General features: G+C 65.7%; 24 protein-coding genes and 1 tRNA gene. 14 read left to right on the top strand and 11 right to left on the bottom strand.

Features of this window, described 5'->3' with window-relative positions; all coding sequences use genetic code 11:
• Positions 1-28 precede the first annotated feature (28 nt).
• The gene (locus C563_RS0107050) at positions 29-934 is read left to right on the top strand and encodes a PAC2 family protein (RefSeq protein ID WP_018761337.1); all 906 of its coding nucleotides are present in this window, start codon (positions 29-31) and stop codon (positions 932-934) included.
• A 78-nt stretch (positions 935-1012) separates the two neighbouring features.
• On the opposite strand, the gene mshC is transcribed toward C563_RS0107050, so the two are convergent.
• Both mshC and C563_RS0107040 read right to left on the bottom strand, forming a co-directional pair.
• A complete protein-coding gene (gene mshC / locus C563_RS0107045; protein WP_018761336.1) occupies positions 1013-2290 on the bottom strand; it encodes a cysteine--1-D-myo-inosityl 2-amino-2-deoxy-alpha-D-glucopyranoside ligase in 1278 nt (425 codons plus the stop codon).
• 15 nt (positions 2291-2305) lie between these two features.
• Complete coding sequence (locus C563_RS0107040) at positions 2306-3139, bottom strand: undecaprenyl-diphosphate phosphatase (RefSeq protein ID WP_018761335.1); 834 nt, start codon at positions 3137-3139, stop codon at positions 2306-2308.
• Positions 3140-3190: 51 nt separating this feature from the next.
• On the opposite strand from C563_RS0107040, the gene C563_RS0107035 reads away from it, so the two are divergent.
• Positions 3191-4120, top strand: coding sequence for an aldo/keto reductase (locus C563_RS0107035; protein WP_018761334.1), 930 nt, complete (start codon positions 3191-3193; stop codon positions 4118-4120).
• 48 nt (positions 4121-4168) lie between these two features.
• Here the strand turns inward: C563_RS0107035 and C563_RS0107030 are convergent, their stop codons facing one another.
• Positions 4169-4432: a hypothetical protein gene (locus C563_RS0107030; protein WP_018761333.1), complete on the bottom strand. Its 264-nt coding sequence runs from the start codon at positions 4430-4432 to the stop codon at positions 4169-4171.
• A gap of 40 nt (positions 4433-4472) precedes the next feature.
• Here C563_RS0107030 and C563_RS0107025 point away from each other — a divergent pair, with 40 nt between their 5' ends.
• Entirely contained in the window at positions 4473-4706 is a 234-nt protein-coding gene (locus tag C563_RS0107025; RefSeq protein ID WP_018761332.1) for a DUF5703 family protein, read from the top strand.
• A 64-nt stretch (positions 4707-4770) separates the two neighbouring features.
• On the opposite strand, the gene C563_RS0107020 is transcribed toward C563_RS0107025, so the two are convergent.
• Together C563_RS0107020 and C563_RS0107015 are read right to left on the bottom strand one after the other, a co-directional pair.
• On the bottom strand, positions 4771-5931 hold the full coding sequence (locus C563_RS0107020) for an acyl-CoA dehydrogenase family protein (RefSeq protein WP_018761331.1): 1161 nt from the start codon (positions 5929-5931) through the stop codon (positions 4771-4773).
• A 9-nt stretch (positions 5932-5940) separates the two neighbouring features.
• Positions 5941-7245 carry a M20/M25/M40 family metallo-hydrolase gene (locus C563_RS0107015; RefSeq protein WP_018761330.1) on the bottom strand — a complete coding sequence of 435 codons (1305 nt, stop codon included), beginning with the start codon at positions 7243-7245 and terminating at the stop codon, positions 5941-5943.
• A gap of 169 nt (positions 7246-7414) precedes the next feature.
• Between C563_RS0107015 and C563_RS0107010 the strand changes: the two genes are divergently transcribed.
• A tRNA-Leu gene (locus C563_RS0107010) sits at positions 7415-7497 on the top strand.
• A gap of 119 nt (positions 7498-7616) precedes the next feature.
• Positions 7617-8534 carry an NmrA family NAD(P)-binding protein gene (locus tag C563_RS0107005; protein WP_043423909.1) on the top strand — a complete coding sequence of 306 codons (918 nt, stop codon included), beginning with the start codon at positions 7617-7619 and terminating at the stop codon, positions 8532-8534.
• A 129-nt stretch (positions 8535-8663) separates the two neighbouring features.
• Here the strand turns inward: C563_RS0107005 and C563_RS0107000 are convergent, their stop codons facing one another.
• Positions 8664-9176: a DUF805 domain-containing protein gene (locus C563_RS0107000; RefSeq protein ID WP_018761328.1), complete on the bottom strand. Its 513-nt coding sequence runs from the start codon at positions 9174-9176 to the stop codon at positions 8664-8666.
• A 318-nt stretch (positions 9177-9494) separates the two neighbouring features.
• On the opposite strand from C563_RS0107000, the gene C563_RS0106995 reads away from it, so the two are divergent.
• A complete protein-coding gene (locus tag C563_RS0106995; protein ID WP_231369856.1) occupies positions 9495-10997 on the top strand; it encodes a phospholipase D family protein in 1503 nt (500 codons plus the stop codon).
• 127 nt (positions 10998-11124) lie between these two features.
• The gene (locus C563_RS0106990) at positions 11125-12144 is read left to right on the top strand and encodes an NADPH:quinone reductase (RefSeq protein ID WP_018761326.1); all 1020 of its coding nucleotides are present in this window, start codon (positions 11125-11127) and stop codon (positions 12142-12144) included.
• 36 nt (positions 12145-12180) lie between these two features.
• Here C563_RS0106990 and C563_RS0106985 read toward each other — a convergent pair whose 3' ends face one another.
• Together C563_RS0106985 and C563_RS0106980 are read right to left on the bottom strand one after the other, a co-directional pair.
• Positions 12181-12372, bottom strand: coding sequence for a three-helix bundle dimerization domain-containing protein (locus C563_RS0106985; protein ID WP_018761325.1), 192 nt, complete (start codon positions 12370-12372; stop codon positions 12181-12183).
• Between the two features lie 165 nt (positions 12373-12537).
• Positions 12538-12759, bottom strand: coding sequence for a hypothetical protein (locus C563_RS0106980; protein WP_018761324.1), 222 nt, complete (start codon positions 12757-12759; stop codon positions 12538-12540).
• 162 nt (positions 12760-12921) lie between these two features.
• On the opposite strand from C563_RS0106980, the gene C563_RS0106975 reads away from it, so the two are divergent.
• From C563_RS0106975 to C563_RS0106955, 5 genes are all read left to right on the top strand, one after another.
• Positions 12922-13224 carry a DUF4193 domain-containing protein gene (locus C563_RS0106975; protein ID WP_018761323.1) on the top strand — a complete coding sequence of 101 codons (303 nt, stop codon included), beginning with the start codon at positions 12922-12924 and terminating at the stop codon, positions 13222-13224.
• 160 nt (positions 13225-13384) lie between these two features.
• Positions 13385-14125: a M50 family metallopeptidase gene (locus tag C563_RS0106970; protein WP_018761322.1), complete on the top strand. Its 741-nt coding sequence runs from the start codon at positions 13385-13387 to the stop codon at positions 14123-14125.
• A 30-nt stretch (positions 14126-14155) separates the two neighbouring features.
• A complete protein-coding gene (locus tag C563_RS0106965) occupies positions 14156-15244 on the top strand; it encodes a glutathione S-transferase family protein (RefSeq protein WP_018761321.1) in 1089 nt (362 codons plus the stop codon).
• Positions 15245-15290: 46 nt separating this feature from the next.
• Positions 15291-16400, top strand: coding sequence for an EstA family serine hydrolase (locus C563_RS0106960; protein ID WP_026264463.1), 1110 nt, complete (start codon positions 15291-15293; stop codon positions 16398-16400).
• A gap of 92 nt (positions 16401-16492) precedes the next feature.
• Complete coding sequence (locus tag C563_RS0106955; protein WP_018761319.1) at positions 16493-17545, top strand: FUSC family protein; 1053 nt, start codon at positions 16493-16495, stop codon at positions 17543-17545.
• Between the two features lie 21 nt (positions 17546-17566).
• Here C563_RS0106955 and C563_RS0106950 read toward each other — a convergent pair whose 3' ends face one another.
• The 3 genes from C563_RS0106950 to C563_RS0106940 are packed head-to-tail and all read right to left on the bottom strand — an operon-like array spanning position 17567 to position 21180.
• Positions 17567-18478: a MaoC family dehydratase gene (locus tag C563_RS0106950; RefSeq protein WP_018761318.1), complete on the bottom strand. Its 912-nt coding sequence runs from the start codon at positions 18476-18478 to the stop codon at positions 17567-17569.
• Entirely contained in the window at positions 18475-19815 is a 1341-nt protein-coding gene (locus C563_RS0106945; protein ID WP_018761317.1) for a 3-oxoacyl-ACP reductase, read from the bottom strand. The genes C563_RS0106950 and C563_RS0106945 overlap by 4 nt, the downstream gene beginning before the upstream one ends.
• Before the next feature lie 9 nt (positions 19816-19824).
• Positions 19825-21180: an acetyl-CoA C-acetyltransferase gene (locus C563_RS0106940; RefSeq protein WP_018761316.1), complete on the bottom strand. Its 1356-nt coding sequence runs from the start codon at positions 21178-21180 to the stop codon at positions 19825-19827.
• Between the two features lie 61 nt (positions 21181-21241).
• Here C563_RS0106940 and C563_RS0106935 point away from each other — a divergent pair, with 61 nt between their 5' ends.
• Together C563_RS0106935 and C563_RS0106930 are read left to right on the top strand one after the other, a co-directional pair.
• Positions 21242-21970: a TetR/AcrR family transcriptional regulator gene (locus C563_RS0106935; protein ID WP_018761315.1), complete on the top strand. Its 729-nt coding sequence runs from the start codon at positions 21242-21244 to the stop codon at positions 21968-21970.
• A gap of 1 nt (position 21971) precedes the next feature.
• Positions 21972-24086 (top strand): acyl-CoA dehydrogenase family protein, encoded by a 2115-nt coding sequence (locus C563_RS0106930; protein WP_018761314.1) that lies wholly within the window; start codon positions 21972-21974, stop codon positions 24084-24086.
• Positions 24087-24130 lie beyond the last annotated feature (44 nt).

The raw sequence follows: 24130 nt of genomic DNA, 5'->3' as shown, positions 1-24130 counted from the left end.
CCAAGCACCTTGGACGTAGGGTGAAGAAATGAATAGCTTCGAGGGAGCCACGGCGGAAGAGGGTGCCGGACCCGAGCGGGAACGGTTCCTCCAGCCGGTGGCAGACGGACAGCGCGTAACGGTGATGCTTGCCGCCTTTGAAGGGTGGAACGACGCCGGAGAAGCGGCCAGCGATTCGTTGCGCTACCTGAACAAATTGTGGGGCGGCAAGAAAGTCGCCTCCATCGATGCTGACGAGTACTACGACTTTCAGTTCACGCGCCCCACCGTCCGCAGGAATGCGGCAGGCGAACGTAAGATCAAGTGGCCTTCCACCCGGATCTACAAAGCCAGCGCGCCAAATTCCAATGTGGATGTCATCTTTGTGCAGGGCACCGAGCCATCCTATAAATGGCGCGCCTACACCGCTGAGCTCCTGGTTCATGCGGAAGCGCTGCACGTGGATTACGTGGTCCTCGTCGGAGCGCTCCTGGCGGATGTCCCGCACAGCCGCCCGATTCCGGTGAGCACGTCCTCCGACGACGCCCCGCTCCGGGAGCGGATGGACTTGGAAGCGTCCCAATACGAAGGGCCAGTGGGCATTGTCGGCGTGCTGTCCGAGGTGTCCCTGCTGGCAGGCATTCCCACCGTGTCCTTGTGGGCTGCCGTACCGCACTACGTGGCCCAGGCACCCTCGCCCAAGGCCCAGCTCGCCCTCCTGCACCGGATCGAGGAACTCCTCCAGGTGCCCCTGGATACCCATGAGCTGGCCGAGGAGGCCGAGGCGTGGGAGCGCGGGGTGGATGAGTTGGCCACGGAGGACCCGGAGATCGCCGCCTACGTGCGCCAGTTGGAGGAAGCCAAGGACACCGCCGATCTGCCCGAAGCGAGCGGCGAGTCCATTGCCCGGGAATTCGAGCGGTATTTGAAGCGGCGGGGCCAGGACAGGGGCTGAAACCCGCCGGACGCGGAAAGGGCCTGGCCCGGAGGAATCCGGGCCAGGCCCTTTTTGTGCCGCCCGAAGCGGAGTTCGTTACAGCTGGATGCCCAGGAGGGCGTCCACCGCGTCCTTGACCAGGGCGGCGTCGGCGGCGCTGGCAGCAGCGCCGGCATCATTGGCTTTGCGTGCCCACCGGGATACGGCGGCAACCGCTGCGGGCGCGTTGAGGTCCGCTGCCAGCGCTTCGCGCATCTCGGCCAGGAGCGCCGTCCCCGAACCTGCGGGGGCATGCTGCAGGGCAGTCCGCCATGCCGCGAGGTCTGCCTTGGCCGCGGAGAACCCTTCATCCGTCCACGACCAGTCGGAACGGTAATGGTGGGACAGGATCGCCAGCCGGATGGCAGCCGGGTCCTCGCCGGCGGCACGGAGCTTCGAAACCAGCACCAGGTTGCCTTTGGACTTGCTCATCTTCTCGCCGTCCAACCCCACCATGCCGGCGTGTGCATAGTGCTTCGCCAGGGGGACTCCAGCCAGTGAGTAGGCGTGGCCGGCGCCCATTTCGTGGTGCGGGAAGATCAGGTCGGAGCCGCCGCCCTGCACGGTGAATGGTGACGGGAGGTACTTCTGCGCGATGACGGTGCATTCGATGTGCCAGCCGGGCCGCCCTGGGCCCAGGCTTCCACCGGGCCAGCTTGGTTCGCCGTCCCGCGCCACCCGCCACAGCAACGGATCCAGGGCCTGCCGCTTTCCGGCGCGCCCCGGGTCGCCGCCACGTTCGGCGAAAAGCTCCAGCATGGCGCTTTCACCCAGGTGGGAAATGGCGCCCAGTGCCCACGCGTCAGGTGCGGTTGACTGCTTGCCGGCTGCTTCGACGTCGTAATAGACGTCTCCGTCGGGTTCGCCGTTGCTGCCGCCCACTGTGTAGGCCAGGCCCATGCTCACCAGCCGTTCCACTTCGGGCACGATCAGCCCGATGGACTCAACAGCGCCAACGTAGTGGTCCGGCGCCAGGACGTTGAGGGCTTCCATGTCGGTCTGGAAGAGCTCCACCTGTTGTGCGGCCAAATCGCGCCAGTCAACCCCGGTGGCGGTGGCGCGCTCGAGCAGGGGGTCGTCCACGTCGGTGACGTTCTGGACATAGGACACCTCGCTGCCGGCGTCGCGCCACGAACGGTTCAGCAGGTCGAAGGCGACGTAGCTGGCGGCGTGACCCATGTGGGTTGCGTCGTAGGGGGTGATGCCGCAGACGTACATGGAGGGCCTGGCCTCCGGTTCGAGGGCCACTTCGCGGCCTGCCGCAGTGTCGAACAGCCGGATGGCGGGCATGTTTCCGGGCAGGGCGGGAACGGGGCGGGAAGTCCAGGATTTCACAGGTAAAGCCTAGTCCTAGGCGCTGATGACGTTGAAACCGAGGAGGAGGTAGAGGGCGAGGCCAAGGAAGATCCGGTACCAGACAAACAGCCTGTAGCTGCGGGTGGAGACAAACTTCAGGAACCAGCCGATGATCACGTACCCCACCACCAGTGCGATCACGGTGGCCAGGGCGGTCTCCGGCAGACCGAACGGCCCCGTAATGCCTTCCTTGGTGACCACTTTGTAGAGCTGGTAGAGCCCGCTGCCGAAAACGGCGGGGATGGCGAGCAGGAAGGAATACCGGGCGGCGGCCTCACGGGTATAGCCCATCAGGAGTCCGGCGGTAATGGTGCCGCCGGAGCGTGACACGCCCGGGATCAGGGCCATGGCTTGGGCCAGGCCGTAAAAGATGCCGTGCTTGTAGGTCAGGTGGGCCAGGTCCCGCTTCTGGGCGCCGATGGCGTCCGCCACGGCGAGGATGAGGCCAAAGACAATCAGCATGGTGGCAACGATCCACATGCTGCGCAGGACCGATTCGATCTGGTCCTGGAAGAGCAGCCCCAGCACGATGATCGGCAGGCTGCCCAGAATCACCAGCCAGCCCATGCGGGCATCGGGATCCTGCCGCGGCACTTTGCCGGCCAGTGAGCCTGCCCAGGCTTTGACGATGCGGACAATGTCACGCCAGAAGTAGATCAGCACGGCTGTTTCTGTGCCCAGCTGGGTGATGGCCGTAAAAGCTGCACCCGGATCCTGCGCGTTGGGAAGGAATTCCCCCACAATCCGCAGGTGTGCGCTCGATGAAATCGGTAGAAATTCGGTCAGTCCCTGCACTAGGCCCAGCAGGGCCGCTTCAAACCAGTTCACGCTAAGACCCTACGGCATGGCGGTGGCGCTTCTGCCCGTAAGCTTGCTGCTATGCAGCAGCGTTACGTCGGCAACAGTGGATTGCGAGTTTCAGCCCTCTCCCTGGGCACCCGTTCCTGGGGCCGGGAGACCGACGAGCAGGACGCCTCCGAGATGCTGCGGACGTTCCTTGGTGCGGGCGGCCGGCATGTGGACACGTCCGCGTCCTACGCTGGCGGGGGCTCCGAAGCGATCCTGGGCGCGCTGCTGGGCGACGTGGTATCCCGCACGGAAATTTCCATCTCCACCAAAGCGGGAATGACGACGCCGGATGGCCGGCGCGCCGTGGATACCTCACGGAATGCGATGCTCACCGGGCTGGACGCCAGCCTGGCCAGGCTGGGCACGGATTACGTGGACCTCTGGTTCGCCGAAGAGTGGGACGGAAACGTTCCCCTCGAGGAGACGCTGGCAGCACTGGAGTTCGCTGTCCGGTCGGGGCGGGCCCGGTACGCCGGAATCTCCAATTTCAAAGGCTGGCAGGCGGCTAAGGCTGCGGCGATCAGCAGCGTTCCGCTCGTGGCCGCCCAGGCCGAGTATTCGTTCCTTAACAGGTCGGCGGAATCGGAACTCATGCCGGCCCTCGAAGACGCCGGGCTGGGCCTGATGGCTTGGGGTCCCCTGGGCCGGGGTGTCCTCACGGGCAAATACCGGGGCAGCATTCCGGCCGGTTCGCGCGGCGCCTCCGCGGGCGAGGCCGATTACGTGGAGCCCTACCTGGAAGAGAAGCCGTCCCGCATCGTGGACGCCGTGTGCATGGCAGCCAACGGGCTGGGACGTTCACCGCATGATGTCTCATTGTCCTGGCTGCTGTCCCAGCACGGCGTCGCCACAGTTGTTGCCGGGGCCCGCACGAACGTGCAGTTGAAAGAGATCCTCGACGCCCAGCTCTCCCCGCTGCCGCCCCAAATTGCCAGGGCGCTGGAAGACGTGTCCGCCTAGCGCCCCACCACCGGGATCCCGCGGGCTCCAGAGTCTTTCCCCGCTGCGCTATTCCTCCACAATCTCCAGGTCTTCGTCGTCGTCCACGTCGGCTTCATCATCGTCGTCTTCATCGTCGAACACCTGCAACGGGGTAACTTCGTTGTAGGCCTCATAGAGGGCGTCTTCATAAACTTCGAACGCATCTGCAACTGCAAAAAAGGCTGCCTCCACGGAGGGGTCACCGTCCCCGCGCCGGTTCGATGCTGCTATAAGGTGTTCTTCCAAAGCGGTGGTCAGGGACGAAAGCGCGACACGCGGATCGATGCTCATGACTTCACGTTAGCCGGAAAAGGACGAAAATGGAGAGCAAATGAAGGAGCAATTTCTCACCAGCTCAGTCCAGCGGGAGCGGGACTATTTACGGCAGTACGAATACCTCGTACTGACGCTCAGCCCTGAGGATTCCCTGCCGGAGGCGCGGCGCCGCCTGGTGGAACACTCCGAGTACGGCAAGTGGGAATTGGAACGCAGCAAGCTTTACATGGGCGGCGGCCGGCGGTTTTGGCTGCGCCGCCGGGTCATGCAGGTCCAACGCACCGTATAGGGCGGGCTTTGGGGAACCAGCGGCCCTTGGGGGAACGAACAGGAGCAGGTGCCCCGCGCCGGGGTTACTCCTCCAGGGGACCGAGCCAGGCGTTGGCGACGGTGTTGTGGGCTGACTCATCGTCGGAAGGGTGGAACATGCCGGCCAGCACGTCCCTGTACAGCCGCTCCAGTTCGGAGCCCCTGAAGTAGCTGGATCCGCCGCTGACCCGGATGGCCAGGTCCACTACCCGCCTGGCGGTTTCGGTCGCATTCACCTTCAGCCCCACCAGCTTGGGGAACCACTGGGACCCGTGATCAGCCAGCGCGTCGACGTCCGCCGCCACGGCGTCCAGCTGGGGGTAGAGCGCATCCATGGCCATGGCCGCTTCGGCGACTTTCCAGCGGATGTCGGGGTCCTGGGCGTAGCTGCGTCCGCCGTTCTTGAACGATGTGCGCCGCTTTGCCGTCTCCACGCCCACTGTCAGGGCACGCTCCCCCAGCCCCGTATAGACGGCGGCAAGGAGCGTCTCGAAGCAGGCGAAGATGGCGAAGATGAGGGGGTCGGCGTTGGGCCCCACCGGCAGCTTCCGAAAGATCCGGTCCGCCGGTACTGCCGCGCCTTCCAGCACCGTGGTGGCGGACTGGCTGGCCCGCATGCCCAGCGTGTCCCAATCGTCAAGGATCCGGTAGCCCGGCGATCCGCGGCGGATGAATCCATGGACAAGCTCTCCCGCTCCATCCCTGGCCGCAGGGTCCTTGCCGAAGATCCCGAGGCGGGTCCAGGCAGGCGACAAGCTCGTGAAGATTTTCGTTCCGGTAAACGTGTACCCGCCGTCCGGGGCCGGCGCCGCGATGGTCCGTGAGTCAAAGAGGACGGAGTCGTTGCCCGCCTCGGAGTTGCCGAACGCAAACACTTCGCCCTGCGCGGCTTCTTCCAGGACAAAGGACAAGGAGTCGTCGCCCCGGGCGGCCAGGACATATGCGACGCCGGTCCAGACCAGGTGCATATTGACTGCCAGTGCGGTGGCGGGGGCAGCCGTTGCCAGCCTGCGCTGGCACTGCGCCGCCGCCCGGAGCCCAAGGCCCGGACCGCCGTCGGACGCCGGCACGAAGAGCTTCAGGTATCCCGCAGCCGCCAACTCCTCCAAATCCTCGTGGAAGAAGGCGTTGTCCCGGTCGTAACCGGCCGCGCGTTGCCGGATCCGCTCCAGGAGAGCGTCCGGCAGCAGCTGTTCCGGAGTCACAGCCGTCCCCTAGTAGTTGGTCAGCAGGGTGTTCAGCACCCGTGCGCCGAATTTGAGGGAATCGGCCGGGACCCGCTCGTCCACCCCATGGAACATACCGGTGAAGTCGAGCTCGTCCGGAAGCATCAACGGTGCGAAGCCGTAGCCGGTGATCCCCAGCCGGCTGAGCGACTTGTTGTCCGTGCCACCGGAGAGGGTGTAGGGCAGCACTTTGGCGCCCGGGTCCTCCTTGTGGAGGGCATCGATCATGGAGTCCACCAAATTCCCGGCGAAGGGAACCTCCAATGAGACGTCGTTGTGGACATAGCTCACATCCACGCCGGTGCCGGCGAGCTCGCGGACGATTTCCAGGACCTGCTGTTCCTGGCCGGGCAGCGTGCGGCAGTCGACAAGGGCTTCGGCCGACTCCGGAATGACGTTGTGCTTGTAACCGCCCTTGAGGAGGGTGGGGTTGGTGGTGTTCTGCAGGGTGGCGCCGACGAAGCGGGCCACGGTGCCAAGCTGGTCCAGCAAGAGGTCCGGGTTGTCGGCGTCGAACTCCACTCCGGTGAGTTCAGTCACTCCGTCAAGGAACTGGCGGGTCGTGGGGGTGAGCTCGATGGGCCATTTGTACTCGCCGATGCGGGTGACAGCCGCGGCCAGTCGGGTGATGGCGTTGTCCGTGTTGATCTGCGAGCCGTGGCCGGCCCTGCCATGGGCCACCAGCCGAAGCCAGGAGATCCCCTTCTCGGCGGTTTGCAGCAGGTAGGTGCGCTGGCCGCCGATGGTGGCGGAGAAACCGCCCACCTCCGAGATTGCCTCGGTGGCGCCCTCGAAGAGTTCGGGACGGTTGTCCACGGCGTACCGGGCGCCGTAGACGCCGCCGGCCTCCTCATCGGCGAAGAACGCAAAGATGATGTCGCGCTTGGGCTTCCTGCCGTCCCGGGCGAAGCTGCGCATGACGGACAGGATCATGGCATCCATGTCCTTCATGTCGACGGCGCCGCGTCCCCAGATAAGCCCGTCCTTCAGTTCCGCGCCGAACGGGTCCACTGACCACTGGTCACGCAGGGCGGGCACGACGTCCAGGTGGCCGTGGACCACCAGGGCGCTTGCCGAAGGGTCCTCCCCCGCCAAGCGGCTCACAACACTGGCGCGGCCCGGGGCGGATTCGAAGATCTCCGCGTCCAATCCCACTTCCTCGATCAGCCCTGCGGTGTATTCAGCAGCTGCCCGCTCGCCCGGACCCGATCCGTCACCGTAGTTGGACGTGTCGATCCGGATGAGTTCCTGGCAAATCCGGACAACTTCATCCTCGGGCAGGACGTCAGGCATTGGTATCTCCTTGGTAGGGAATGACTGGGTGGCACGAGCTGAACCGCTGTCCTCAGCCTACCCATTCGGCCCGATTCGTTCTTCCCGAAAAGTCATGTTAGAGTTTTTCTCGCTGCTTCGGAGAGGCGCGAAACGCTGAAAGGCGGGACGGCTTCCCGAAATACCACCTGCGCGGGTGGCGGAATGGCAGACGCGCTAGCTTGAGGTGCTAGTCCTCGAAAGGGGGTGGGGGTTCAAGTCCCCCTCCGCGCACATTGGGAAACCCCGGAAAATCAATGATTTTCCGGGGTTTTTCTGTATCCGGGCAACCCCAGGCGATCCCCGGGGTTCCTTCCCGGCGTCGCACCACCAATCCCACCGGGAAGGCAGCCATGACTACCAGTACCGTCCTTGTCGCCGGAGCCACCGGCGATCTCGGCCAACGTATTGTTCGTGAGCTGCTGCGCCACGACACGCTCGTCCGGGTCCTTACCCGTCCCGGGAGCGGCAGGGCGCAGAAAGTCTTCGGCGGGGCGGATCGCGTGCAGGTCCGCGAGGCCGTCTACACGGACCACGCCGGCCTCGTCTCTGCCCTGTCCGGCGTCGACACGGTCATCTCGGCTGTCAGCGGGGCGCGTCCGGTCATCATCGACGCGCAAAGGTCGCTCCTCGCAGCCGCCATCGAGGCAGGTGTGGCGCGGTTCATCCCGTCGGATTACTCCGCCGACTACCGTCGCGTCACTCCCGGCAGCAACCGGAACTTCGAGCTCCGCCGTGATTTCGCCGCGGAACTCGACGCCGCTCCCCTCCGCGTGACGTCCGTCCTGAACGGTGCGTTTGCGGACATGCTCACCGGGCAGGCGCCCATGATCCTGTTCTCGCGCCGCCGGGTCCTCTACTGGTCCTCAGCCGACCAAATCCTCGACTTCACCACCAAAGATGATGTGGCACGCGTCGTCGCGCTTGTCGCGCTCGACAAGGACGCGCCCCGGGTTGTCGAAGTGGCCGGTGACCGGGTCACTGCCCGTTCCGTTGCCCGGAGCATGACCGAACTCACGGGAAAGCCCTTTGCGCTGCAGTGGGCCGGAACCACCGGGACCCTGTCGGCGATGGGCAGGATCGGCCGCCGCTTCTCGAAGGACAAGGAGGGAACCTTTCCGGCCTGGCAGGGCATGCAGTATTTCTTCAGCATGTTCAGCGGCCAGGCCGAACTCCGCCATGTCGACAACCACCGGTACGGGCCGCACCGGTGGACTTCGGTCCGCGATGTCCTCCAAGGTCACCTGGCACGGACAACGGCCGATCGCTGATCCCAAACGCTGCAGCCGGCACCTGCCGCCACCCGGGAATGCGACGGGCCCAAGACATGAAAGAGGGGAAGACCATGGTGGTCTTCCCCTCTTCCTTACCCCCGCCTTTCCGGCGGGCCGGCAGCTGGGTTATTGAGTGGGCTGGTCGAACCGCTGCCCGGCCGGGTCCGGCCCCATGAGGGTGAAGACCAACAGGATGATCGCTCCCGCGAACGGAATGAGTCCCAGCAGGATCAGCCAGCCGCTCTTGTTGCTGTCGTGCAGGCGGCGGACCGTCAAGGCCAGCGACGGGACGATGGTGGCCAGGCCCCAGATCATGACCAGGATCAGTCCGACAACTGCTCCAGGACCCAGCTGCGGAGCGCTGCCGTAAGTCGACGTTGACGCCACCATGCCGGAGCTGATGATGATGTTCAGGACGATGCCGACGATGATGGCGACGAGCGTCCACCACCAGTATTCGCTCCTGCTGGCCCGGCCGGAGAAGGCTGCATACTTCTTGAAGAACCGCTTGACCGCCACCGGGAACGGGGCGCCATAGTAAGGGGCCCAGAGCGGGGGTTCCCCGCCGGGCCAGGACTGCTGGGACGGATACTGCTGCGGCGGATAGGGCTGCTGCGACGGGTATTGCGGATAGCTCAAGGTTTCCCCCAGGTGTCAGAAGTGACTGGAACGTGCTCATCGTACTGTCGATGCGGTCGAAATAACCTGCACAGGGGTAACAATTTTCCCAATTTTCCCCGGAACAACAAGGAAACGGCCACTCCCGGAGATACCGCCGCGGGCCGCGTCCATGGGCTAGTTTGGGAACGAAGCGGCCTGCCCCGGGGCCCCGACAAGGAGCGCCGATTGGACAACATCGCCCGCAAGTGGTTTTTGAGCAGGTCCGAGCGCGGAAATCCTGCCAGTGCCGTGCAAGCGTTGAACGACGGATCACCAGCGTGGTCGGAGGGAAACCTGGTGCGGCCCTTGATTCACGGGGCGTCCTACTTTTCCCGCTTGCACGGGGAATTGTCGGCTCTCAAGGCCGGTGACCGGGTGTGGTTCACGGACTGGCGGGGGGATGCCGATGAGCGGCTTTCCGCTGACGGCCCAACGATTGGCACGGTGCTGGCGGAGCTGGCCCGGGCAGGGGTGGAAGTCCGTGGACTCGTTTGGCGGTCCCATGGAGAGCGGATATCGGCCCCCATCAGTGGACGCTCCAACGAACTGCTCAGCAGGCGAATCAACGATTCAGGCGGCGAAGCGCTGCTGGACCAGCGGGTGCGCCTCTTCGGTTCCCATCACCAGAAACTGGTGGTGATCCGCCGTCGCGACGACCCATCGAAGGACGTCGCTTTCGTTGGCGGGCTGGACCTCTCACACAGCCGCCGGGATGACGCCCGCCATGGCGGTGACCCGCAGGCGGTGAAGATGGACCCCAAGTACGGTCAGCGGCCCCCCTGGCACGACGCCGCGCTGGAGCTGCGTGGCCCCGTAGTGGCTGATGTCCTGGCGGTCTTCGCTGAACGCTGGAACGATCCCCACCCGTTGGACCGGCACACGCCATACCGCATGTTGCTGCAGCGCCTGGCCCGGATGCCCCGTCACCCCCGGCCCCTGCCTGACGCTGCCCCACCCCCGCCGCCGGCGGGCCCGCACGCGGTCCAGCTGCTGCGTACGTACGGCCGGAAGCATCCACCCTTCCCGTTCGCTCCCAACGGCGAGCGCAGCATTGCCCGCGCCTACGCGAAAGCCTTCTCGCAGGCCCGTTCCCTCATCTACATCGAGGACCAGTATTTGTGGTCAACAGATGTCGCGGCCGGAATCGCAACCGCGTTGGAGCGCAACCCTTCGCTCCAGGTGATCATCGTCGTCCCCCGCTATCCGGACTCTGACGGTCGGCTGGGCGGCCCGCCCAGGCGGCTGGGCCAACAGCGTGCCGTCTCCATGCTCCGGCGGGCCGCACCGGACCGGGTTGGCGTCTTCGACCTGGAGAACAGCGACAGCACGCCGATCTACGTCCACGCCAAAATCTGCATTATCGACGACACCTGGTTTACCTGCGGATCGGACAATTTCAACCGCCGGTCCTGGACCACTGACAGCGAACTGACGTGCGCCGTCGTCGATACCTCCCAACCGGAAAGAGGCAGCCCCGGCGAGGCCGGCCAACCTGCCCGATCCGGGCCGTTGGCCAGGGAGCTACGGATCCAGCTGTGGACCGAGCACCTGGGGCTGGACCCCGACGACCCGCGGCTCCTTGAGCCGACGGCCGGCCTGGACTTGTGGAACAGCACTGCCGATGCCCTTGCGCAGTGGCACCGAAACGGGCGCCGCGCTCCTCGGCCTCCCGGACAGGTGCAGCGCCACACCATAGAGCCCCTGCCGCCCCTCCACCGGCTCTGGGCCGATCCCCTGTACCGGCTTGTCGTGGACCCGGACGGGCGCCCTCGGTCCCTCCGCGGCACAGACCGGTTCTAGGCGCCGGAAGCGGGAAGGTTTCGGGCCACGCAACGGGGGCCACGCGGCACGAACAACCTGCAGTGGCACTGTGCGGGCGCGGTAAGTTGGAGCGGTACTTACAGCCGAACGTGGATAGGGAGAAGACATGAAGGCCATCGTGTACGAAGAGACGGGCCCATCGGCGGTCCTGAAGCTCCGCGACAGGCCCTTGGTGGACCCCGGCCAGGACGAGGTCAGGGTCCGGCTGCTGGTGTCCGGAGTGAACCCTACTGACTGGAAGTCACGCTCCGGCGGCGGGAGCAGGAAACTGGACGCGCCCAAGGTTCCCAACCAGGACGGAGCCGGGGTGATCGATGCCGTAGGTGCCGGGGTAGCCAGGTTCGGCGTCGGGGACCGTGTCTGGCTCTGGGATGTCGCGTGGGGCGGCAACGAAGGCACCGCACAGGAGTACGTCACTGTCCCGGCCGGAAAGGTTGTGCCTCTTCCGGACGGAGAGTCCTTTGACGCCGGCGCCTCACTCGGCATCCCTGCTTTGACTGCCCACCGGGCCCTCACCTCAAGCGAAGGCGGACCGTCCCGGCTCTCCCCCGGGGCCCTGGCCGGACGGACCGTCCTTGTCACCGGCGGCGCGGGGGCAGTGGGTCATGCAGCCATCCAGTTGGCACGATGGGCCGGGGCAACCGTCATCACCACCGTCAGCGGCGACCACAAAGCGGAACTGGCCCGGCGGGCGGGAGCAGGCACGGTCATCAATTACCGGACCGACGACGTGGTGCGTGCTGTCCGCGACGCGGCCCCGGACGGTGTGGACACCATTGTGGAGGTTAACGCTCCGGCAAACATCGAGGCAGGCCTGGAGGTGCTCAAGCCGGGCGGGACGATCTCCGTCTACGCCGCAAACCCCGGGGAGTCACTGACCGTGCCCATCCGCGAGGGCATGACGAAAAACGTCCGGCTGCAATTCATCCTCACCTACACGGTGACTGACGAACAGAAACAGGATGCGGTTGCTGCGGTCTCCGGAGCCCTTGAGGCCGGCGCGCTCCGGGTCGGCGAAGACTACGGGCTGCCGCTGACCCGCTTCCCCCTTGAAGAGACCGCCGCTGCGCACGACGCCGTTGAACAGGGCATCGTCGGAAAGGTGCTCATCGACGTCGCGCCGTAACCGGCGGGGACCGGCGGCGGCGACGCCGCCTGGGCACTATTGCGAAAGCCGGTCCCTCGCCGCATGCTCGACAAGCACCGGTATGAAAGCGCGCACCCTCCCGGTATCAAGCATGCTGTGCTCCTGCTGCACCACGTCTTCGATCTGCTCCCTGGACAGCGTAGGAAACCTCGCTGCCAACCGGTCCACCACTTCGCCGAGGGCCCGCAACTCTTCGCTTACTCCCATCGTGAAAGTGTCAGCGGCGTTGAGAACCTCGTCAAGACTTGACTATGCAGCCGGCTTGCGGTGTGTGGAGGGCTCCCAGGGAGCGTGTCCAACGGTGGGCGCCGAGCCGCACCGGGCAGCCTCGCCGCCCGCCTGGTCGCCGTGTGCCCACCCGCCCACAAGCCGTCAGTGCGGATGCAACCTGCGGGGACGGGAATGGCGGTGGATACGCGAACCGGCCACGGCAGGCCGGTACTCGATCCGACGTTTCTCCGTCCGGACATCACGCCGTTCCTGGCGCCGCGCTTTGCGTTCCGGACGGTCAATGGCGGACAGGATGGTCAGCGTCACCGCCATCCACAGGAGTGCGGTCCCCAACACCAAAGCGATCTCCAGCTCCGTGCTCATAGTCCCAATTTTAGGGCCCCACGGCTCCGGCTGACCCTGCGCAGATCCACATCGAAGCCGCCTAAATCCACAGCGTCCGCGGCGCTTCCTATTGGGGAATACGGGCCGGATGCTGTACGTTTCATACCCGACAGCCAATCAAAGAAAAGAGAAGCACCTAAAGTGGCAACCGATTACGATGAACTGCGTTCCGACGTCAAGGAATCGCAGGACAACTCACTTGAGCAGCTCCAGTCAGCAAATGCTCCCGACGCCCGCAGTGTTGTGCAGGAGTTGGACGAAGCTGACGGGCTGGACGGCGCCGGCGTCCCTGGCGGCGAATTCGTCGCTGAGGAACTCGTAGTCCAGGTCATTCCGCAGGCAGAGGACGAATTCACCTGCTACTCCTGTTTCCTGGTCCGGCACCGGTCCCAGATTGCGCGCCAGAAAGACGGCCACAGCTACTGCACTGAGTGCGAAGGCTAGGAAGAAACAGTTCCGGGCAAAACACCTGGACCCTCGTGAAAACCATCCGGAAGGCACGCCGCACAAGGCGTGCCTTCCGGTTTTAAGCGTTCACCCAGACAAAGTGGGTAACGTGCCGTCAAGGAACTTACGACGACGACCCGGCAGCCAGGAGGCAGCGTTGGACAGCCCAGCTGGCGTATGGAACACCTTCGCGGCGGCCTTCTCCCAGGCACCCGTGCCCAACATCACCTGGGTAGAGATGTTGCTGTCCCTGGCAGCAGCCACGGCGCTGTCCATCCCGCGCCGTTCCTGGCGCTACTTTGGACTCCTTGCCACCGCAACTCACGAACTGGGCCACGCGGTTGCCGCCGTAACCTCGGGCCAGCGGCTGTCCGGGATCCGGCTCCGTCTGGACCACTCCGGAACAACGACTGCCTACAGCCGGAGCCGTGTTGCCGCTGCCTGGTCGTGTTTCTGGGGCTATCCGGTCCCGGCACTCGTTGGTGCGGCGTTCGTGTGGTGCGGAGTCACCGGGTGGGGTGCCGCAGCCATGGCGGCAAGCGTGGTGGTCCTGGCCGCGTCAATACTGTTCCTTCGCAACCTTGCCGGATTCCTCATCACCCTGACCGCCATGGCCGGCGCCGCTGCCCTCACGTTCCTGGCAACGGCCTCGGCTGCCGGACATGCCGCCGTCATCTTCGGCCTCGCCTTGCTCGTGGCCGCAGTCCGGGACCTGGCCAAACTCACCCACGTCCACCTCCGGCGTCGCGACCGCCTGGAAAGTTCCGACGCATACCTGCTGTACCGCGCCACCTCCGTGCCGTCCGCCGTCTGGATCACCATCTTCAGCGCGCTCGTGGCCGGCTCATGGCTTGCGGCCTGGCTGCCCGTCTCCCGGATCCTGCTTGGCGGCGCCTGAATTGTTGAGCCGGACGCATACGCTAGTGCCATGAGCCAGGAAACCGACAGCAGTCCCACAGCGACGGACCACAGCACCGAGCACAGCACCCGAGGCGCATATGTGACCGGCGGTGCGGAGTTCACCCGTGACACCAACTACATCGAAGACCGCATCACCAGGGATGCCGCCCCCGGCAGCAACGGTGAACCCGGCTGGCCGGTGGAAGCGGGACGGTACCGGCTCATTGCCGCCAGGGCTTGCCCGTGGGCCAACCGAACGGTCATAGTCCGCAGGCTGCTGGGCCTTGAAGACGTCATCTCACTGGGCCAGCCCGGACCTACCCACGATGCCCGGTCCTGGACGTTCGACCTCGATCCCGGTGGCGTTGATCCCGTCCTGGGCATTGAGCGCATCCAAGAGGCCTATTTCAAGCGTTTCCCTGACTATCCGCGGGGCATCACCGTCCCCGCCGTCGTGGATATACCAACCGGCGAAGTCGTGACCAACAACTTCCCGCAGATCACGCTCGACTTTTCCACCGAATGGGTGGATTTCCACCGGCCGGGCGCACCGGAACTCTACCCGGAGCACCTCCGCGGGGAGATCGACCGGATCAACAAGCGCGTCTTCACCGAAGTCAACAACGGCGTCTACCGCTGCGGTTTCGCCGGTTCGCAGGAGGCCTACGACGCCGCGTACGACCGGCTCTGGACGGCCCTGGACTGGCTCGAAGAGCGGCTCTCGCGCCAGCGGTACCTCGTCGGCGATACCATCACCGAAGCGGACGTCAGGCTCTTCACCACGCTGGCCCGCTTCGACGCCGTTTACCACGGCCACTTCAAGTGCAACCGGCAAAAGCTCAGTGAGATGCCCGCGCTCTGGGGCTACGCCCGGGACCTGTTCCAAACTCCGGGCTTCGGTGATACCACCGATTTCGTCCAGATCAAGCAGCATTACTACATCGTCCACGAGGACATCAACCCCACCGGGATCGTGCCGAAGGGGCCGGACCTGGCTGGCTGGCTGACCCCGCATGGCCGCGAAGCGCTTGGCGGCCGGCCCTTCGGGGACGGCACACCGCCGGGTCCGGTACGGCCGGGCGAAGAAGTGGCTGCCGGACACGGAGCCGTGGGCTAGTCCGCAAAGCCCGGGCAGGAAATCGCTTTCCCCTATGCTGGGAGGCATGCTGACTTCCCTTGGCTTCGTCGCCCCCGGATACGAGAACGTGCTGGCCTTGTTCGAGACCCTGCTCGCTGAGGACCCCCGGTACAGCGCCCAACTGGCGGCCTACCAGGGATCCCGGCAGGTGGTCCGGCTGACTGGAGGCCCGGACATGGCGCCGGACACCCTGACGGGGGCGTACTCCTGTTCAAAGGGCGTCGGTGCGATGGTCATCGCACTGCTGGTCCAGGACGGCCTCCTCGATTTGGACCGTCCGGTGGCCCACTACTGGCCGGAGTTCGCCGCCCACGGCAAAGACAGGCTGCTGGTCCGGGAAGCCCTGTCCCATCAGGCCGGATTATTGGGTATCGACGGCGGGTTCGGGCTCACCGAGTTCACCACGCCCGAGGCTGCGGCGCGGCTCGCCGCGTTACCGCCCCTCTGGGAGCCGGGGCGGCAGTTCGGATATCACGCCCTCACTATTGGAATTCTGATGGAGGAGCTGTGCCGACGCACCGCCGGCGAGCCATTGCAGGCTGTCTACGAAGCAAGGATCCGCGCGCCCCACGGCGTGGACTTCTTCCTCGGCCTGCCGGAAGAACTGGAACCGCGGTACCGGGACGTCCTCTACCAGGACACCCCCGACCAGGGATGGGTGGACCCGCTGAGCCTGGAAGGGATTAACGGCAACGCACCCGTCAGCACCATCATGGAGCTGCCGAACATCCGCGCAGTCCGGGCAGCAGGCATGTCCGCGGCCGGAGGAGTGGGATCCGCCGAGGGGCTGGCCCGCCTCTACGCCGCCGCAACCACCGGCGTCGACGGCGGCCGTCCCTTCCTCGAGGCCACAACCATCGAAGCAATGTCACGGGAACAGGTGTGGGGCCTTGACCGGTCCTCTGGGCTCGATAATGCGTTCGCCGTCGTCTTCATGAAACCGCACCCGTCAAGGAACTTCGGCAGCCACCGCGCATTCGGGCATGAGGGAGCGAACGCTGCCCTTGGCTTTGCGGATCCCTCCTACGCCCTTGGCTTCGGATATGTCCCCCGCCGCCAGGAGGAAGGGCGGACCCCGGGCAGGGCCCACCGGCTGGCCTCCGAAGTGCGGCGTTCCGCGGCCGGCTTGTCCTGACGGGATGCCGGCCTTACTGTGGCCGGATGGGCAATACTCAAGCACGACCGGACGCACGGTGGGCTCGGGGGACCCAACTTCTCAAACAATCGGTGGAAGGAATTTCCGCTGCCTTTGCAGCGCAACGGCTGCAACTGGCGGCGAAAGCCGCGCTCGCAGCGGGCCTGGCTTTCACGATCGCTCCGCTGATGCCCGGGGCGGCGTCGCACTACACGTATTATGCGCCGCTGGGCGCCCTGGTGGCCATGTACCGCAACGTCGCGGGCTCGGTCCGGAACGGACTCCAGGCCATCGCAGGACTTGCGGTGGGGATCGGTTTGGCGTTCATCCTGGTCAGCATTTCCGATCCCTCACCGTTGACGGTGGCTCTCTTCATGGGCGTCGGAGTGCTGTTGGGCGGGCTGCCAGGCATCGGCTCCGGCAGTGACTGGATTCCAACGGCCGCGCTCCTGGTCCTGCTGGTCGGCGGCAGGAATGCCGAGGACTTCTCCTACGGCTACCTCCTGCAAATGGCCGCTGGAGTGGCAGTGGGCATCGCCGTGAACTTCCTGATCTTTCCACCCCTGCACCTGAACGCGGCCGCCACCAGCCTGGCCGAACTCAGGCGCGCCCTTGGCAGGCAACTGACCGACATGGGTGCGGCCCTGACGGAAAAATGGCCGCCGGAACACGAGGAATGGTCGCGCAGGTCGGAGGAGCTGTCCGACGCGGCAAGATCGGTACGCCACCTGGTCAAGGAAGCTGATGCCAGCCGGCGCGCCAACCCGCGGCGAAAGCTGCATCCGAGGGACATCGACCAGGACTACCGCGAGTTGCAGAACCTGGAGCAGGTGACATTCCATATCCAGGACATGACCGATGTTCTTTCCGACGTGATCTGGAACAACGACCTGCCGTATGAGATTCCCCTCGAGGACACCGAACCCCTGGCCGCTGCGATCACGGCCACTGGAGAATTGCTGTCTATCGATGTCGAAGGTGAAGACAACAATCACCAGGACCGCTATGCCGCGGCCAAGGCGGCAGTGGAAGCCTGCATGGCCGCCACCACCGCCAGGCAAGCCGAGGAGGGCACCGTCCCGGCCTCCGAATCGGTCCTCCTGAGCCTGCACCGCATCCTGCGCGCCGCCAAGCCGAAGGACTGATCCGGCGCACCGTCATACTGCCTAAAGCGCTGAGACTGTACCGTGGAAGTGGCGCCGCCCCGAACGTGGGTTCCAGGCCACATAGCGCGAATGTTTCCACGCACCGGACGAGGCCTGGTCCGTGCTGATCTCCAAAGCCACCCGGCACGGCAGGAAAACCGGCGCTTCAAACTCCACGTCCCAGCTGAAGGCGTCGCCCCGGGCGGGACCGACGTCGGCGAGCGCACGCGAGGCGAGGTACATTCCGTGGGCTATCGACCGGCGCATCCCCAGCGCCTTGGCCGAGAGGACGCTCAGGTGGATTGGATTAAAGTCACCTGACACGGCGGCGTACGCCCGTCCTGTGTCCACCCCCAAGTGCCACAGCGCCGTCGGTGCCGGAGCAGTGAATTCCGGTTTCGGCGCCGCGGCGGTTGGTTTGTCGATGCCGGGAAGGAACAACCCCTTGGCCAGGTAGGTGGAAACTCCGCGCCAGTGAATGTCCGCCGAGCCCGCGCGTCGCACCTCAGCCACGACGTCCACCTGCGTCCCTGCCCGGTGGCCTCGAAGATTTTCCACCCTGGCGGTCATGTCAAGCACGTCCGTGAAGACCAACGGCGTCCTCTGCTCGACGCTGTTGCGCAGGTGGATCATCCCCAGCAGCGGCAGCGGGAAGTCGTCGCGGTTCATGACGCTCATGGCGAGGGGAAAGGCCAGGGCATGGATGAAGCCGGCAGGCAGGACGTCACTGGCGGTCTCACCAATGAGGTGCTGGTACGCCGTGAGGTTTCCAACGTCCACGGTGACGCCCCTGACGTCGTGGCTCTCGGCCGGAAGATCGGCGGAATCATGCGTTCCCAGGAGCCTGCGCCGTGCTGCCTGGGCGGCGGCGTTGACATACAGCTTGGACAGCGAGGGCATCTCCGCCAGGATCACTGGTTGCTGGAGTGTCATGCCCCCACCAGGTTTTGACCGCACACCCGCAACACCTCCCCGTTGATACCACCTGCGGCGTCGCTGGCCAGGAAGGCAATGGTTTCCGCCACGTCCGCGGGAAGGCCTCCCTGTTGCAGCGAGTTGAGCCGGCGCGCCACCTCACGGACCGCAAAAGGGATCCGCGCAGTCATCTCGGTCTCAATGAACCCGGGCGCGACGGCATTGATGGTGCCGCCACTGGCGGCGAGCAGCGGTGCCGTGGCCCGCACCATTCCCATCACGCCTGCTTTGGAGGCGGCGTAGTTGGTTTGGCCCCTGTTGCCGGCAATGCCACTCGTGGAGGCAACTGACACGATCCGCGGTGACGAGCGGAAGTGGTCCGCGGCGAGGAGGGCTTCGTTGATCCGAAGCTGGGCTGCGATGTTGATGTTGATGACCGAGTTCCACCGGGAATGGTCCATGTTGGCCAGCAGTTTGTCCCGGGTAATCCCGGCATTGTGCACCACGATATCCAGGCGGCCATGCCGCTGCGCTGCATGCTCAAGGATCCGCGCCCCGGCGTCTGCGCCGCTGATGTCCAGCTGCAGCGCCGTACCCCTCACCTCGTTGGCCACGGCCGCCAGCTGGTCACCCGCCGCCGGAATGTCAACCAGGACCAGCATGGCACCGTCGCGGTGCAGGGTCCGGGCAATCTGCGCGCCGATACCCCTGGCTGCGCCTGTCACCACAGCGACCTTGCCCTCCAGCGGCCGGTCTGTGTTGGCGGGAAGCGCACCGTCCGGGGAAGAGACCGTCAGGAACTGCCCGTCAACAAATGCCGAGCGGCTGGAAAGGAAGAACCTGATGGCGCCCAGTGCGCTGGGACTCGTGGTGGTGGTGCCGTCCGAGAGGAGGACACCGTTGGCCGTGGCGCCCGCCCGCAACTCTTTGGCCAGGGAACGCAGGAAACCATCCACGCCCTGGCGGGCAGCCGCTGCTGCAGGGGAAGAAACGCCCGCCGCGGGCCGGGACACCGTAATGACCCGACCTCCGGCCCGCAGGTCCCGCAACGAACCTGCGGCGGAGAGTACCGGCTGTTCCAAATCCGCGGGATGCTCCAGCTCGTCGAGGACCAGGATGATGGCGCCCAGCTTTTCGGCCGGAACGGCGTGCCTCCGGACATCGAGGTCCCACGACAGCAGTTCGGTGGCGAGGCTGTCCGCCGCAGGACTGTTTCCGACAACGACGACCGGGCCAACGACCAGCGGTTGTCCTGGCTGGTAGCGCCGAAGCACTGCGGGCTGCGGGAGTCCGAGCTTTCTGGCCAGGTTGCGGCCCGCGCCGCTGTTGACCAGCCGGGTATATGTATCCGTCATGACTGCCCCCTACACCGATTCCAGGATCGCGACGACGCCCTGGCCACCTGCCGCGCACACAGACACCAGGCCGCGGACGGGCCGGCCCTCCGCGTCCGCCTTGGCATGCAGCATCTTGGCCAGCGAACTAACGATCCGTCCGCCGGTGGCGGCGAAGGGATGACCCGCCGCGAGCGAAGATCCGTTGACGTTGAGGCGTGAACGGTCGACGCTGCCGAACGCGCCGTCAAGCCCGAGACGGGTCCGGCAGAATTCCTCGTCCTCCCATGCGGCCAGCGTGCTGAGGACCGTGGCGGCGAAGGCTTCATGGATTTCGAAGAAGTCGAAGTCTCCCAGTGTCAGGTTCTGCCTGGCCAGGAGCCGCGGCACGGCGAAGACCGGGGCCATCAACAGGCCATCCTTGCCGTGTACAAAGTCCACTGCTGCGGCTTCGGCGTCCACCACGGCGGCGAGTTTGGGCAGGTCGCGGGCATCGGCCCAGTCGTCGGAGGCAAGAAGGACGGTTGAGGCGCCGTCGGTCAACGGGGTGGAGTTGCCTGCTGTCATGGTGGCGCCGGCGCCCAGGTTCCTGCCGAACACCGGCTTCAGCGATGCCAGTTTTTCCAAGGAAGTATCAGCGCGGAGGTTGGCGTCCCGCGTCAGTCCCCGGTAGGGAGTCAGCAGGTCGTCGAAGAAGCCTGAATCATAGGCGGCTGCGAGGTTGCGGTGGCTGTTCAGTGCCAGTTCGTCCTGCGCTTCGCGGGAAATCTGCCACTGCGCCGTGGTCAGCGCCTGGTGCTCCCCCATGGACAGGCCGGTGCGCGGTTCCGCGGTACCGGGTGCCAGCGGCGCCAGGTCCTTTGGCCGGAGGCGGCTCAGGATCTGGAGCCGCTGTGGAAGCGACTTGGCGCGGTTGAGGTCAAGGATGATGTCGCGGAGCCCCTCGCTGACCACCACGGGGGCATCAGAGGCTGAGTCCACGCCGCCGGCGATGGCGGAATCGATCTGTCCCAGCTTGATCTTGTTGGCCAGCCCCACCACGGTTTCGAGACCGGTGGCGCATGCCTGCTGGAGGTCGTACACCGGGGTTTCGGCGGACAGTGCAGACCCCAGGACGGCTTCCCGGGTGAGGTTGAAGTCCCTGGAGTGCTTCAGGACGGCTCCTGCGGCAACCTGTCCGATCCGTTCGTCCTGGAGGCCGAACCGTGCGATCAGGCCGTCAAGGGCTGCGGTCAGCATGTCCTGGTTGGAGGACTTTGCGTAGGCGCCGCCGGCGCGCGCGAAGGGAATCCTGTTGCCGCCAACAATCACCGCCCTGCGCGGCGCGGAAACTGCTGGTCGAACTGATTCGTCAGGTGCTGGCGTGGACTGTCCGTCGATGGACATGGGTGGCTCCTCTGCTCACATGCGGTTACCGATACCCAGCGTACCTGATACGCTGGGTATCGTGAACTTCCACACTTCCAGCCTTCCGCTTACCGTCGAGCTCCCGCCTGCCGCCAGTTCAGACGGCCGCTCGGCACGCTGGCAGAGTCACCGCGAGGAACGCCGCCGGGAGCTGATCAAGCAGGCCCGCAGAGCGGTCCATGCCCTCGGAAGCGATGCGTCCATGGAGGAGATCGCCACCGCGGCAGGAACCTCCAAGTCTGTTTTCTACCGCTACTTCGGGGACAAAGCCGGCCTGCAACAGGCGGTGGGGGAAGTGGTCCTGAGCCAGATGCAGAACCGCATCAAGGAAGCCGCGCAGAGTGCCGTGACGCCGCGGGAAGGCTTGCTCGCGATGGTCTCGGCCTACCTGCAGATGGCGGACACCAGCCCCAGCGTCTATGCATTCGTCACCAGCTACACCCCCGCCGAGGCCACGGAACCCACGTCTCCCGCGACGTCGGCCGGCGCCCTGGGCCACTTCTTCGATGCCATTGCGGACATGATCGCTGCGCCCATGCGCTCCCATCTGGGTGATGTGGGGGAAACGGTCATCGGATTCTGGCCCCGGGCCGCGATCGGCCTGGTACGGAACGCTGGAGAGCAATGGCTCAACACTCCGGACTCCCCCACCAAGCCCAGCCAGGAAGCCATGGCCCGCCACATTACGGCGTGGCTGTGTGTTGGCATAGCACCCGAACTCACCCCCGCCCCACCGACCACCAAGTTATCCGCCAAAGAAGGACTGTGACATGACTGACGTAGTGGACCGCACCGCCCGAAAAGGGCTCCGCTCCCCGGCAACCCCGGCAGCCAACCCCGTAGCCGACACCCCTGCACCCGCCGTCGACGTCGCGGCCCTGGGCCGGCAGCTCCTGGGAAAGTGGGCCGATGTCCGGCTCCAAGCCCGGGACCTGGCTGCACGGCCGGAACTGCACAAGGTCGAAGGCCTGACACATACGGACCATCGCCAACGGGTATTCGGCCAGTTGCAATACCTCGTGGACAACAACGCCGTCCACCGCGCATTCCCGGCGGAACTGGGCGGCTCCGACGACCACGGCGGAAACATCGCCGGGTTCGAGGAACTCGTGGTGGCGGATCCTTCACTGCAGATCAAGGCCGGGGTCCAGTGGGGGCTGTTCGGTTCGGCCGTCATGCACCTGGGCACGGCCGAACACCACGCCAAGTGGCTGCCGGGCATCATGAGCCTGGCCATCCCCGGTTGCTTCGCCATGACGGAAACAGGGCACGGCTCGGATGTTGCCAGCATCGCCACCACGGCCACCTATGACCCCGATACCGAGGAATTCATCATCCACACCCCGTTCCGTGCAGCGTGGAAGGACTATATCGGCAACGCTGCCACGGACGGACTGGGAGCAGTGGTGTTCGCCCAGCTTGTCACCAGGGGAGTCAACCACGGCGTCCACGCACTCTATGTTGACCTCCGGGACCCGGACACCAAGGAGTTCCTGCCCGGCATCGGCGGCGAGGATGATGGCATCAAGGGCGGCCTGAACGGGATCGACAACGGCCGCCTGCACTTCACGAACGTCCGCATCCCGCGCACCAACCTCCTGAACCGGTACGGCAACGTGGACGCCGATGGCGTCTACACGTCCCCCATTGCGAGTCCCGGCCGCCGCTTCTTCACGATGCTGGGAACGCTGGTCCAAGGCCGCGTGTCCCTGGACGGCGCTGCCGTTGCCGCGTCCAAGCTGGCGTTGAAGGCGGCCATCCAGTACGCCACCGAACGCCGCCAGTTCAACGCTTCGTCCCACACCGACGAGGAAGTCCTGCTGGACTACCAGCGGCACCAGCGGAGGCTTTTCACCCGCCTCGCCACCACCTATGCTGCCGGCTTTGCCCATGAACAGCTGCTGCAGAAGTTCGACGACGTCTTCTCCGGCGCGCACGACACCGACGCGGACCGCCAGGACCTCGAAACCCTGGCGGCGGCGCTCAAGCCACTGAGCACCTGGCACGCGCTGGATACCCTGCAGGAGTGCCGGGAGGCATGCGGCGGTGCCGGATTCCTGATCGAGAACCGGTTCGCCTCGCTCCGGGCCGACCTTGACGTCTATGCCACGTTCGAGGGCGACAACACCGTGCTGCTGCAGCTTGTGGCCAAGCGCCTGCTCGCCGACTACGCCAAGGAGTTCCGGAACGTGGACTTCGGCGTGCTGGCGCGCTACGTGGTAAACCAGGCGGCCGGCGCCGCGGTCCACCGCACCGGCCTGCGCCAGGTGGCGCAGTTCGCGGCGGACACCGGGTCGGTCCAGAAGGCTGCGATCGCCCTCCGCGACGAGGAGGGCCAGCGCGCGCTCCTGACCGACAGGGTGCAGACCATGGTGGCTGAGGCGGGTGCCGCACTCAAGGGCAGCAAGCGCCTCTCGCAGGACAAGGGCGCCGCCTTGTTCAACAGGCACCAGAACGAACTAATCGACGCTGCCCAGGCACACGCAGAGCTGCTGCAGTGGGAGGCCTTTACCGAGGCGCTCCAGCAGGTGGCCGACCCGGGCACCAGGAAGGTCCTGACCTGGCTGCGGGACCTCTTTGGCCTGTCCCTGATCGAGAAGAATCTGTCCTGGTACCTCATGAACGGCCGCCTCTCCATGCAGCGGGCACGGACAGTGGGCGGCTACATCAACCGGCTGCTGGAGAGGATCCGTCCCCACGCCGTGGACCTGGTGGACGCTTTCGGCTACGGGGAGGACCATGTCCGCGCCGCCATCGCCACGGGTGCCGAAAAGGTGCGCCAGGACGAGGCCCGTGCGCACTTCCGGAATGAGCGTGCCAGTGGCCAGGCTCCGGTGGACGAGAAGGTCCTGATCGCTAAGACCGCGGCCGGCCGCAACGGCTGAGACACACGGGCCGCCCCCTCGGGTGGCATAACGACGACGGCGCC

Source organism: Arthrobacter sp. 135MFCol5.1, assembly GCF_000374865.1.
In the GTDB taxonomy this organism is placed as follows: domain Bacteria; phylum Actinomycetota; class Actinomycetes; order Actinomycetales; family Micrococcaceae; genus Arthrobacter.
The sequence above is the reverse complement of the archived record's forward strand: the minus strand, read 5'-3'. Positions and strand labels throughout refer to the sequence as shown.

What these genes read in the sequence shown, in the direction of transcription:
- C563_RS0107050 (WP_018761337.1), top strand. Translation starts at nt 29, where the DNA reads ATGAATAGCTTCGAGGGAGCCACGGCGGAAGAGGGTGCCGGACCCGAG.
- C563_RS0107035 (WP_018761334.1), top strand. Translation starts at nt 3,191, where the DNA reads ATGCAGCAGCGTTACGTCGGCAACAGTGGATTGCGAGTTTCAGCCCTC.
- C563_RS0107030 (WP_018761333.1), bottom strand. Translation starts at nt 4,432, where the DNA reads ATGAGCATCGATCCGCGTGTCGCGCTTTCGTCCCTGACCACCGCTTTG.
- C563_RS0107025 (WP_018761332.1), top strand. Translation starts at nt 4,473, where the DNA reads ATGAAGGAGCAATTTCTCACCAGCTCAGTCCAGCGGGAGCGGGACTAT.
- C563_RS0107015 (WP_018761330.1), bottom strand. Translation starts at nt 7,245, where the DNA reads ATGCCTGACGTCCTGCCCGAGGATGAAGTTGTCCGGATTTGCCAGGAA.
- C563_RS0107005 (WP_043423909.1), top strand. Translation starts at nt 7,617, where the DNA reads ATGACTACCAGTACCGTCCTTGTCGCCGGAGCCACCGGCGATCTCGGC.
- C563_RS0106990 (WP_018761326.1), top strand. Translation starts at nt 11,125, where the DNA reads ATGAAGGCCATCGTGTACGAAGAGACGGGCCCATCGGCGGTCCTGAAG.
- C563_RS0106985 (WP_018761325.1), bottom strand. Translation starts at nt 12,372, where the DNA reads ATGGGAGTAAGCGAAGAGTTGCGGGCCCTCGGCGAAGTGGTGGACCGG.
- C563_RS0106980 (WP_018761324.1), bottom strand. Translation starts at nt 12,759, where the DNA reads ATGAGCACGGAGCTGGAGATCGCTTTGGTGTTGGGGACCGCACTCCTG.
- C563_RS0106965 (WP_018761321.1), top strand. Translation starts at nt 14,156, where the DNA reads ATGAGCCAGGAAACCGACAGCAGTCCCACAGCGACGGACCACAGCACC.
- C563_RS0106960 (WP_026264463.1), top strand. Translation starts at nt 15,291, where the DNA reads ATGCTGACTTCCCTTGGCTTCGTCGCCCCCGGATACGAGAACGTGCTG.
- C563_RS0106950 (WP_018761318.1), bottom strand. Translation starts at nt 18,478, where the DNA reads ATGACACTCCAGCAACCAGTGATCCTGGCGGAGATGCCCTCGCTGTCC.
- C563_RS0106945 (WP_018761317.1), bottom strand. Translation starts at nt 19,815, where the DNA reads ATGACGGATACATATACCCGGCTGGTCAACAGCGGCGCGGGCCGCAAC.
- C563_RS0106940 (WP_018761316.1), bottom strand. Translation starts at nt 21,180, where the DNA reads ATGTCCATCGACGGACAGTCCACGCCAGCACCTGACGAATCAGTTCGA.
- C563_RS0106930 (WP_018761314.1), top strand. Translation starts at nt 21,972, where the DNA reads ATGACTGACGTAGTGGACCGCACCGCCCGAAAAGGGCTCCGCTCCCCG.